The sequence below is a fragment of the Methyloceanibacter sp. genome (assembly GCF_050728395.1).
GTDB lineage: Bacteria > Pseudomonadota > Alphaproteobacteria > Rhizobiales > Methyloligellaceae > Methyloceanibacter.
Genome location: NZ_JBOHJB010000081.1, coordinates 1 through 11,417, shown reverse-complemented (window position 1 = coordinate 11,417; position 11,417 = coordinate 1). Strand labels below are relative to the sequence as shown.

At 62.4% G+C, this 11,417-nt stretch carries 9 protein-coding genes; 3 read left to right on the top strand and 6 right to left on the bottom strand.

Translation table 11 applies throughout. The features are described 5' to 3' along the window. Positions 1–363: 363 nt before the first annotated feature. From ACREC7_RS13095 to ACREC7_RS13070, 6 genes are all read right to left on the bottom strand, one after another. A complete protein-coding gene (locus tag ACREC7_RS13095) occupies positions 364–1,185 on the bottom strand; it encodes a DUF4338 domain-containing protein (protein WP_431556134.1) in 822 nt (273 codons plus the stop codon). Positions 1,186–1,220: 35 nt separating this feature from the next. Further along, positions 1,221–2,933 carry an IS66 family transposase gene (tnpC, locus tag ACREC7_RS13090; RefSeq protein ID WP_431556133.1) on the bottom strand — a complete coding sequence of 571 codons (1,713 nt, stop codon included), beginning with the start codon at positions 2,931–2,933 and terminating at the stop codon, positions 1,221–1,223. Between the two features lie 1,884 nt (positions 2,934–4,817). Further along, complete coding sequence (locus ACREC7_RS13085) at positions 4,818–5,774, bottom strand: AAA family ATPase (RefSeq protein WP_431556132.1); 957 nt, start codon at positions 5,772–5,774, stop codon at positions 4,818–4,820. Next, a complete protein-coding gene (locus ACREC7_RS13080; RefSeq protein ID WP_431556131.1) occupies positions 5,771–6,598 on the bottom strand; it encodes an ExeA family protein in 828 nt (275 codons plus the stop codon). The genes ACREC7_RS13085 and ACREC7_RS13080 overlap by 4 nt, the downstream gene beginning before the upstream one ends. Before the next feature lie 11 nt (positions 6,599–6,609). Then, positions 6,610–8,082 carry an IS481 family transposase gene (locus ACREC7_RS13075; RefSeq protein ID WP_431556130.1) on the bottom strand — a complete coding sequence of 491 codons (1,473 nt, stop codon included), beginning with the start codon at positions 8,080–8,082 and terminating at the stop codon, positions 6,610–6,612. Between the two features lie 92 nt (positions 8,083–8,174). Next, on the bottom strand, positions 8,175–8,759 hold the full coding sequence (locus tag ACREC7_RS13070; protein ID WP_431556129.1) for a hypothetical protein: 585 nt from the start codon (positions 8,757–8,759) through the stop codon (positions 8,175–8,177). A gap of 24 nt (positions 8,760–8,783) precedes the next feature. On the opposite strand from ACREC7_RS13070, the gene ACREC7_RS13065 reads away from it, so the two are divergent. From ACREC7_RS13065 to ACREC7_RS13055, 3 genes are all read left to right on the top strand, one after another. Beyond that, the gene (locus ACREC7_RS13065; RefSeq protein WP_431556128.1) at positions 8,784–9,278 is read left to right on the top strand and encodes an SEC-C metal-binding domain-containing protein; all 495 of its coding nucleotides are present in this window, start codon (positions 8,784–8,786) and stop codon (positions 9,276–9,278) included. A 488-nt stretch (positions 9,279–9,766) separates the two neighbouring features. Next, positions 9,767–10,447, top strand: coding sequence for a hypothetical protein (locus ACREC7_RS13060; RefSeq protein ID WP_431556127.1), 681 nt, complete (start codon positions 9,767–9,769; stop codon positions 10,445–10,447). A gap of 61 nt (positions 10,448–10,508) precedes the next feature. Beyond that, positions 10,509–11,417: DUF2971 domain-containing protein (locus ACREC7_RS13055; protein WP_431556126.1), on the top strand; the 909-nt coding region annotated here is incomplete at its 3' end.

Here is an 11,417-nt window from a genome sequence, read left to right as displayed (position 1 = left end):
ATGTATATCGGCGTGACTGCGGTTCGGCGGCCCGGATCGTGGATACCGAAAGCGGCACGCTCCTGCGCCGCACGCGGAGTGTTTTTTTGCCGGGTGTGGGCTTGCGCTGCCCGCTATGATGCGCCGTTAAATGGCACTTGAGAGCACGCGTCGCGACCCGGACGAGCACGTGCCGTCGTGTACCCTTGAGTTACACACATCGCGAGCGCTCCCTTACGAGGGCGAACTCGGTATCGCAGTGACGGAGCTGTCAGCGAAGTGCTTCCGGGACGCAGACTTACGCGACCCGGCGATGGCCCAGCCCGCGGCTACAGCGCCATTCGAATTACTCAAGATGATGTAAATATTCGGTGAACCCGTAGCTCAATTGCGGAGAACGGCGCCGAAGTTCTTGCATAGAGGGTACAGCCAGATGTCCTTGACGGGCAGGACGGGCTGGTGGCCCAGAGACTTTTTGCCGCGGCCGGCGGTCTGTCCGACGTGGATCCAGTTGGCGGCCTTGTAACAGGTGCCGCGGTGCCGCGGGCTCTCGACGAAGGTTTCCAGCAGCACCGGCCGATAGCCGTAGCGTTGCTGCCAGTCCTGCGGTAGTTGTCGTGCGATGAGCGCGAGGATTTTCGAGGCGAGGCCCTTAGATTGGATCCACGGCAGCACCAGAAAGCGCGCGTTGTTGATCACGAGTTGCAGATTGCGCTGTCGCTGCGCCTCGTCCCAGCCGATGAAGCGCTCGCGTGCAGCGAGTTTCCAGGCACTCGCTCCGAAGCTGATGAAGGCCACGCGTTGCGCGCCGGCGAAGATCTCGTAGCGCATCTGGCTACCGGACAGCGGGGTGTAGCCCAGGTAGTGATAGCGCGCGAGGTACTCGTTCCAGAGCCGTGCGGTGGCGGGGTCGCTCACCGGCTGAACGGTGAGCGCCGGCAACTCGTGCACTGGCCGACACAGCGGCGGCTGCGGATTGGAAGCGGCGGTGAGCGGCACCGGCGGACGGCGCCCGTTTTTGGGATTCTGCGAGGGCGGCAGTTCGATCAGACCCTCGGCCTGCATACGTAGCAGCGCCACGCGGCAGCTCATCGCCTTGAGCGCTCCGTTGGGTTGTGTCCACCCCAACAGCGCGCAGATCCGGCGCGAGAGCGGGGTGCGCTTGAGAGTCCGATTGTGCTCGATCAGCTCGCGGATCGCAGTCAAGTCCTCGGCACTGAAGTGCCGTCCGCAATACACCCTCACGAGGTGTCCACCCTTCTACGAGCCAAGGTGTGCGCATTCTCGCACGGCGCGCGCCGCATCTGCGCTAGGCGCGCGGGGTCCATGCCCCAGGGCAGATACGGCTTCAGATCAGGAGGGGCGCGGTTGCCGGCGGCCGCACACGCGTTGAGGTAATCGCGCAGCCAGGTGCGTGGGTTGATCTGCCAGCGCTTCATGGTCATGAGCAGGCTGAACATCATCGCCGCCAGCTCCCCGGACCACTCGCTCCCCGAACCGTAGAAATTCTTGCGTCCCACAACCGCCATGCGCAGCGCTCGCTCGGCCGCATTGTTGTCGGGGGGCACGGCGCTGTGCCGGACAAACTCTCTCAAGCCCCGCCAGTGCCGCTGCATGCTCTCCAGCCGCTTCACGGCGGGCTCGGGCAGTTGCGGCTCGGTGAGTGCGCGGTGCCGTTCCCGCGCCATCGTGCGCAAGCAGCTGCGCAGGCAGCGATCCAAGGTGCGATACGCCGCGCTATCGGGTGCGGCTTGCGTACGCTGCTCGTACAGCTTGAACAACTCCCCAATGCGATCCACCCACCGCATCGCCCACGCGGTGAGTGTCGGATGCTCGTTGGCGAGGGTGAGAAAATCACGTCGTTGATGCGCCCAGCAAAACGCCAGCACAATGCCCGGGTGTAACCGGGAGAACTTCTTGTAGGCCCCATGCCGATCACAGCTAATCAGTCCGTTCTCCACACCCTCCAGCACCACCGCGGGGACTGCAGCCGAGCGTGATGGATCCAGCACGTAATACACCACCGAGCAGGACTGAAACACCCACAGGTACCAGCGATGGCCGGCTTTGTCGTCACGCTCGACAAACACTTCCCAGCGCGTCTCATCCGCATGCCAGTGCGGCTCTTCACGCAAGCGCGGCAGCAGCGCCTGATATAGTGGCTGGAACAACGGCGCAATCCCCTGCAAGCCGCCCCCGAGCGTGCCTGCGGAGAGCTTCACCCCCTGATCGGCCAGCTGTTGAATCCAGCGAGTGCTCGCACGGCCGTACAGGAATTTGTCCAGTAACGCATCCGTCCAGACCGAAATCCCCAGCTTGCCGCGCTCGATCAGTCGTGTCGGTGCGGGTGCGGTCACAATGCCGGGCAGTTGTCCGCAGGCACAAGTGGGCCGATAGCGCTGCCGACGGATCACTCGACGGTACGCGCGCACCTCGATCTCCAGCACCTCGCTGTCGTCGGTGCCGGGAAAGACTGTCAGCCCCTTGCCGCACTTCGGACAGCACGGCGAAGTGATCTCCACGATCTCTTCGCGAATCGGCAAGCCACTTGCGAGGCGCCGTCCGTGGCCCGGGGCGCCGCGTTGTTGTCCGCGACCTCGCACAGAGGCGCGACTGTGCGGATGTTGAGCATCAATCACCCATTGCCGCTCGCTTTTGCGACCAAACAGCCGCTGCTCCAGATCTCGGATGCGTCCACGGGCGTACGTGAGCTCCCGCTGCAGGGCCTGCTCACGCCGTTCGGCGCTGTCAAGCTGCGATCGCAAACGCTCGCGGTACTCGGCTTCCAGCTGCGCGATGCGTTCTACCGCACCCTGATGCAACCTCTTCCAGTGCCGCCCCTCCCACACCAGCTGGATGTGCTCCTGGCGCGAGAGAGTGATGAACTCGCTGGCAAAGGGCGTCTCCGCCGATGCCGCGCTCTGAGTGAAATCCCCCGCCAGCAGCGCTTCCACGCTGCCCACCGTACCTCAATCCCACAATGGTGTCCAGCGCCACCGGTTCACGATAGGTAACGGTGGACGGGTTCACCGAATATTTACAAGATGATCTTGAAGAGAACTACTAAGTGATTGAAATGAAAGACGAAAAAAGGCTGGTGCCCGGGAGAGACTCGCAAAGTAGCGGAACCTACTGAATAGGCTGGGAATTTCCGGAAAGTCGCGAAGAGTGACCCCCTAAGTTACCCCCTAGTGAAATTGGCTTTTCCGGGACGTCCTGAGTCGCCATTGGACGTATTTAATTCCGATGAGGCACTTACGGCACGCTTGCCGAATTCCCGACATACACGGTGTCCAGGCGCTCAAGTACGCAGTTGGAGTACCCTCTCGAGCGCCGCTAAGCGATGAGCTGCCGCGCGCTGGTTCCTCGAGGGGTGACGACATTGGTGTCGGATGTAACGTTTGTGGCTGGGGATCGTTTGCACCGGCGTCACCGTTCGCGACGCCACAGTGACGCAAAGCAGCCTCCTGAGGTCGCGTACAGGTGAGTCCCACCAGGAGGCCGCTATCGGGCGTCAGTGAGGACGCCAGTAGCAACGCAGGTCGACGTCCGTGCCGACCTCGATGTGCTTCTGGCTGAGGTCGTCCGTATTTTGAAATGGCAGGCCGGATTCAATGCGGTCCCGACCCAGCGGGACTTGGGCGGCTGCACAAGCGAGGGATGAATGGTCAACTTCCCGCTGATGACGCCATCTGGAAATCGCGCCCGAGCAATAGGGAACCGACCATGAACCGAAATGACCACGGTTCATCTTGGAATCCTGGAGTTTTTGGACCGACAGACCGGTGTTCGCGATGCTGGACGCCCATCGCCCAGGACCTCGCGTACTGCACCAACTGTGGGCATGTTTCTCTGGCCTTCAAATCGTTTCCCTTGGAACACGGCGAGCCGTGTAGTTTCCACAACGACTGTCCCGCGGAGTGGACCTGTTGTCTTTGCCGGCGAGCAATCTGCAGGGAGTGCTGTGCCCGCGAAACGACTCCCTTTACTACCGCTGGGCCACTCTGGTATTGCCGCGGCTGTGTTGACGCGGCATCAAGGATCGAAGAGCAATACTTCAAGGTTCTCGCGGAGAGAAACTGCTGTTCCAAGCACATGAGTCTACCGCTGGCTTTCGTCTGCAACAGCTGTCAGTTACCGCTGTGCCTCTCCTGCTCGTATTTCACTGCGCAAGGCCTCTTCAAGAAGAGGCCAGGTGAAGGCCCATACTGTCTTGGGTGCTTCCGGGCTGCGACGCTGGGCCGCCGACGGGATGCATGGTTTTCGGGGCATGATCTGGCCCCGGAGTTCTTCTGACGAAAGTGAGGGCCTTTTCCGATGGTTATCGAGCAGAGAGGCTGAAGAGAGGGCGCGAACTATCGGTGGTCGAGCGAGGGCGTGGGCAAGAACCCCAAACGCCTCCACCTCCGGCGTGTCCCACGTGTAGATACGCAGATTGAGGAGAATGGCGCGCCAAAGAAAGAAGCGTCCCAGAGCCGCTTCCGGATTGCTGCGCTCCCGGGCCATCGCGAAAAGTAGATGACGAGTCGGGTCGAAGGCACCATCCGTCGCCCGTTGAAGTAGAGGCTTCAGGGTCCTCCGAATAGCCACCGGCAATTTCCATCGGAGCAGGTCGGTCGCACCGTGATACACGCGGGCCATCAGAGGAAGTCGGGGCGTTGAACCGCTTTCAAATACCCGGCGCCCCCGTCGCGCTCGGCGTCGAGAATCTCGAGCACATGACGTGCGAGATGGATGAGCATGCTCGCGTTTTCTGATGGGGAGGTTTTCAGGTTATTTGAGGGACTTCCGAGTACCGCTTCCGGCGCGCTGTAGAGAGTGCGGGAAGCGGAAGTGGATTAGCCGGCCGCGGCGAGCCGGTAGCCGTCGTGATCTCGCACGAGATGGCCACGGGCGGTCAGTTCGGTCAGCCGGGCATACAGGGTGGCGTTGCGGACGCGGCAGTGCGCGCGCAGCTCGGCGATCGGCACGGCGCGGTTGGAACCGGTGAGCGCCGCGTTGATTCGTTCATCGACCGTGCTCGGCATCGGGACTTTCGCGGCGGCGGATTCTTGCACGTGAAGCGCGAGCGCAGCGCCGTTTTGCAAGAGTTCGAGCGCAATACCGGGTGGCGACGCGGCGGCGCGATGCTCGACGGTGAGCGATAAGTCATTTCCGGATCGACGCAGATACAGATTCGAGTCGCCCCAGGCATGGAACTCGGACGAACCGCGCAGCGCTTGCCCGGCGCGCTGACGTCCGGCACCCTTCTTGGCGTGATGCACGACGAGTACGGCGAGGCCGTGACGACGCTGCAGCTCGCGCAAGTACGCGAGGAGCGGTGCCACCTCACCGCTCGCGTTTTCATCGATGCGATGCAGGCGCACGAACGGGTCGAGGAGCAATAACCGGGGCTTGAGTTGGTCGACGGTGCGTTCCAGCCGTGTGCGGTCCGCTTCGAGATCGAGCCGCAACGTCGGCGCCGTGATGACCTGGATGTCCAGGGCATCGAGCCGGCAGCCGGCGGCGGCGCAGATCCCATCGAGGCGCGCGCGCACGACATGCAAGGCATCTTCGGCCGCGTACAGCAGCACGCAACCCGGGTTCGGCACAGCGAAGCGCCGCAGACACGGAGTTCCGGAGGCGACCGCGACGGCCAGATCCAGGGCGAGGAAGGACTTGCAGCACTTCGGCTCCCCGCCGACGATGCCGACTGCCTGTTCGGCCCACAGCCCCGTGACCAACCAACGCTGCTGTTCGGGCCGCTCGGTGAGCCGATGCGCCCGTTCGACCGGGAGCGTATCCGCGATCGTCATCGGCGCCGTGCGGCGATTTTGGCCGGCGCCGCGGTCGGGGTGGCGAAGGTTTCTAAGAACAACTGCTCGTCGATCTGGCGCGCCTCGCGCTGCGCGGCGAGGGCGAGTAATTCGCCGGCCATGTTCATCAGCGCCCGGGGATTGCCCTGGGCGTGATCGCAGATCGTGGCGATGAGCTCGGGCGTCATCAGCTTCGGGGCGCCAGCTTTGGCCATGGCGTGCTGCAAACAGCTTTGCAGCTCCTCGGCCGTATTGCGTTCGAGCGCGAGGCGCACCCGCATGCGGCTGCCCAACGGCAGCAACTCCTCGCTGCGGAAGCGCTCGAGCAGGCGCGCATCGCCGGCGAGCACCACGGTCAAGAGCAGATGCGAGTCGAGGCGCGCCGAACACAAGAGGCGCAGCTCGCCCAAGACGGCGAGCTGCATCTCCTGCGCCTCGTCGCAGATGAGGATCGGACGGCTCAACGCGCCATCGATGTGATGCTGCCAGCGCTCGCGCAGCACCTTGGCGCCTGCATAACGGTTGTGCGGCTGCAGTTCCACGCCAAACAGATCCCCCATCTCGCGGTAGAAGTCGGCGAGCGCCGCCTGCGGCCGGCTCAAGACGCCGACTTGGACATCGCGCGACCCCGTGAGTCGCTCGGCGAGCAGGCGCAAGGTCGCCGATTTCCCGACGCCGGGGGCGCCGGTGATGAGCGCGAAGCCGCCCTCACCCGCGAGCTGCTCGACGCGCCAGCAGAACGATTCCAGGCGCGGCGTCAGTTGCAGCGCTTCGGTTGGCACATCGGGAGCAAACGGGTTCCACTTCAAGCCATACAGCGACAACATTTTCTTGTTCACTGGTTTTCTCCTTGCTCATCGGATGGTTCATCTTGGGGTAGGTATGCGGGCGGCAGGCCCGAAGCGGCCTGAGTGGCGATCAGCTGCGCGAGCAGCGGCGCCATGCCGGGATTGGTGGCCTTGGCCATCGGATCGTTTGAGAGCGGCTCGAGCAAGCGGCGGATGCCGCTCGCGTTCTGGGTCTTGTCTTGCGGATACAGCCGGCACAGGACGTTGCCGGTGTGTTCATCGGTCAGATGCACCTCGGTCAGATCCCAGCTCGCATAGCGGACCTGCACTCGGGTCAGATGGCGATAGCAGTTCGGGATCTCGAAGCGGTGGCCGGCAATGACCACCGTGCCATCGCTGTGCCGCTGGGTGCGCTGCTCGGTCTGCGTGAACGCCAGGCGCAGCGCCGCGCTGTCGGGACACGGCCGACTGACCGACGGGCCGGCCACGAACCGTTCGATGGGAGTCTGTCCGGTCTCAGCATGCACGCTGCGGTTGTATTCGTACTCGACCCAGGCTTGGGTGGCTTCATTCAGCAGCGCGAGGGTCAAGTCCGGTACGTGCTCGAGCATGGCCAACAGTCGCCCCTCGACCGGCGACCAGAACGACTCCTGCTTCGCATTTTGGTAGGCACTATAAGGAAGGATGGTTTCGTGAAGGACGCCCAACCGAGGCAGTCCTTCGCGGATTTCGCCGGCGGTCATCGCCGCGCCGTTGTCGCTCATGGCGGAACGCGGCAGGCCGCGTTTCTGGAACGCCTGCGAGAGTCCGTGGGCCACATGGCGCGCGGCTTCAGCAAAATACCATTGCAGATGACAGGCGAGGCGTGAGCGGTCATCGAGGCAGCCGAACAGGATCGGCGTGACCCGCTCGCCGCGGGCGGTGAGGACTTTGCGCGAACCCACGTGACAGTCCCAGTGCCATAAGCCGTTCACGTATTCGGCCTCGTAGCTGCGCACCTCGCGGGCTTGCAGCCGCGCCTCGGCGCGCTCGGCGCCGGCGGTCCGCCGCGACGTTACACGGCGGCGCTTCTGCAGGCCCTGCGCTTTGAAGAAGCGGCGGATCGTCGAGTACGACGGTAACGGGCGCAACTCGGCGCGCTTCGCAGCGAGCGCCACCAAGTTGTCGTGGTGAAGTTGGATACTCCAACTTGGGCTCGCCGCGTATTGCGCCCGCAGCGCTTGCCGCAGTGCTGGATTCATGGAGTCCTGGGCACCGTGATCCGAGCGCAGCTTGCGGCGTAACACCTGCACCGGGTCACGCCGTTCCCTCACGGCTTTGTAGTACCAGCGCTCTATCGACGATACCCCGAAGCGTACCGGCAGAGCGCTGCTCGGGTGGCGCCACTCCCGCGCCGCCAGTTTCTCGAGCTCCTGGCGCAACGTTCCCTTCGGTGGCGGCGCAGCCAACAGCTGCCCCACCACCGAGAAGCGCAAGTGCGCCCAGCGCTCGTGGATGGATGAAGATTCTCGCTCCGTCATACAACGTCCCCCGCATGGTTGATCGTTGTGCGCACCGTAAATACCTTGGAGACAATGCGCGACGGGCATCTTGTGCGGATCGGCGCCGGCCGTTACATAGCCCGCACCGTCGCCTCGCCGCCGCTGATCGGCAGCACCAAGCGCAGCAGCGACAACAAGGCCGACGCGGCAGGGCCGGCAAAGCGATCAAGGAGCGATGCGGGCAGCTGCGCGGTCGATACCGGAACCGCGAACAGACCCGCACGTTGAGCCCAGCAACGCGTCTGCGGGAAGATCTCCGTCCACCATCCCCGCCAGCGATTCACCGTCCGCCGGCTCACCCCGAGTAACTCATCGAGGCGCGCCATCCGCACTGGCGTCGCGCCGCCGCGCAGTGCCGAGACCAGCACTACCACCGCCCCCAGATAGACCTTGCGGCCGAGAAAGCGTACCGACGAGGGTGTGCGCCGGTGTCGTTTCGCATCCCCTGCGCAGCAGAAGCTCAGCCGCTTACCGTACCGATCGACAAGTCCCTCAGGCACACCACGCGGTTTGCGCCGATAGTGGGCCGCATGCAGCACCTGCCCACAGCGAGGGCATCCGGCCGCTCGCGCGTCGCCCGCCAAGTCTTCATCGAGCCGCAGCAGCAGCTCAAAGAACCGCTTATCACTCAACAACGCTTCATACATCACGATCATCCTTCTTGTTAAAATTGGACCCCTATGCCGAACAAGACCGGACGCAATGATCCATGCCCCTGCGGCAGTGGACAAAAATATAAGCGTTGCTGCCTCGATAAAGATCAGGCCGCCGAGAGTAAAGCCTTCGCCGCCCAGGCGGCCGAGGCGGCCGCAAGCCAAGCCAAGTTCAACGCCAAAATGGCGGCCGCTCGAGCCGCTTTCGATGAGCAGGGGTACGCTGAGGAAGAAGACGAGTTGACCGAGGCCTCCAACGCCGCGGTCGATCTGGTTCATGCCGGTAAGCTCGATGAAGCGGAGCACGCCGCTCGCGATCTACTCGTCCGCTTCCCCGAGGTCCACGACGGCTATGACCGACTGGGCATGGTGCATGAGGCACGAGGGGAGAAAAAACTGGCGGCGGATTGCTATCGCAAAGTGGTCGAGTTCTGCCTCGCCCATTCTGACCAATACGATCCGCACTTTGCCACCCGCTTCCAGCAGATGGTCGAGGAACTCGATCCGCCGACTCCGGGCTGATCGCTCGTCACGCGATTTCGATCACGTTCGACGAGGACGCTCGGCCGGCGTCCCTCAACAATCGTGATCCGATTTCCGGGGAAACCCCCTCAATTAAATTGCGCACGCTCAATGGATTCGGAGATCGGGTAATGCGGCCGTGAGACCCTGCTGAAACGGTTGCGGCAAATGCGGCAGAAGCGCCTGGAACAGCAGGTCCAGTGTGGGTGCCGGCCAGGTTTGCTGTGCGTCCATGAGTCCTAGATTGACCCAAAGTTTGGGCGTTCCGTCATTCGCCACGCATTATTTTTCGTCGGCCCATGTCGAAGGCGGATACGCCCGGCGTTGACAGTAGCGGGCGGGCGAGTTAAGGCAGCATGTTCGATGTGGCGCGGAAGCGGTTTAGATTGAGAAAATGTAATAATTAGAGTGACTTGGTATGCTTCGGGCACCGTGACGAAGCCCCGTCGCCACCAGCGATTGCGTCAACTGCTGGGGGAGGGAAGGGTATGGCCGACAAGGAAGATTCCGAAATTCCACCAGCGCTCCGCGAGCAGTTCCGACAACATTTTCGCGAGAGCATTCGGCACGAGTCGGGTCTCGATCACGACGAATTTCCTCTCTTCGATTGGTTTGCGAAGGAGACCGAAGGGTTGATTGCATCGATGCGGCAAGTCGAGGAGTCCGAAGTCCGGAGCCAAGTGGCCGCGGGTGTCGAGCAGGTGAACGACAGTGGGTTGGTGGCCGTTGAGTATTTCGCCCGACGCACGCGCTATTCCCACGTGATCTTTCTGGCTTCGACGTTCGAGAGCTATCTGACTGGGGCCTGCAGCAACCTGGCGCTGATCCTGCGAGAGGATGAGATGCCATTTACTCTGGAGGACTTATCTGGAGATAAATGGACCAAGCGGCGGCGCTTTTTGGAACGATATGGGCGATTCCAGATCACCGATCAGGAGTGGAGGGCTGCGGACCAGTTGACCCGTGTTCGGAATCTGCTTGTCCATGAAAACGGCGCTATCACTGCGCTAAAGCCGAAGGCGCGGGCGGAGTTGGCATCCCTGCCAGGCATCAAGGTTGATACGTACGAGATTCAGGTCGAGCCCCAGTTCGTCCTGGAGACCTCTCGGGCATTGCGCGAGCTCATAGCCTCTATCCAGTCGCGTATCCAACAAGTGGCACGCCGTTAGCACCCCCGATGAGAGGTCAGGGTGCTCGTAGATGCGGGTGTAGGAGTTCCGAGAGGTTGAAATGAACGATCCACGGCCATCGAGCCTATTCAAGTACAGAAGTTTCAGCGAAACGTCGCTTGAAGTGCTGTGCCAAGGGGAGATCTACTACGCAGACCCCTCGACCTTCAACGATCCGCTCGATTGTCAGCCGGTGGTGGACGCGGACGTGAGCAATGAGCAGTTGCGGCAAATCTTCGCGCTGCTGGCCACGCGACGCATCGATAAGGAGATCGACCTTGCGCTGAGAAAGCTGCGTCTTAAAGGCGATGGAGCGCGAGCCCGGCGACGCTCAATTACGCAAACCGATGTGGACGAGCTTTTGGGCGAGATCCGCTACGATGCCACTAACCCAGACATCGCTGATCAGCAGCTTTACATTCGCGAGGCGCTAAGTCGAGGCATCGCGCAAGAGTTGCGGCAGAGCTTTGGTAAGGGAGTCTTCAGCTTGAGTGAGCGTTATGACAGCCCACTCATGTGGTCTCACTACGGAAACCAACACAAGGGGTTGTGCGTCGAGTACGATGTATCTCAGGTTCCCCAAGAGGAATTGCATCGCGTGCGATACGGAGACTCACGCCGTATCGCGGCGAGCCGCGTGCTGCAGTGGCTGGAGACGGAGGACCAGGCGTCGAGCGAAGCGGTGCATCGCGGCTGTCTGCTGACCAAATCGCTCGATTGGACGTACGAATACGAATGGCGAATGTTAGGACGAATTGGTTCGCAGGCCTCCACGGCTATTTTGAAGTCGATTACCTTTGGTATGCGCTGCTCGATCGGCACTCAATATGCGACTGTCGCCGCTGTAAGCCGGGCCTTCCCCGGAACTACTTTCTGGGAAATTGCCGCACCAGAGGCGCACTTCGAACTTGTGCGGAGGGAATTGGACGCGGATGAGTTGATGCACTCCCTTCCAGTGGCAAGTCTGCTC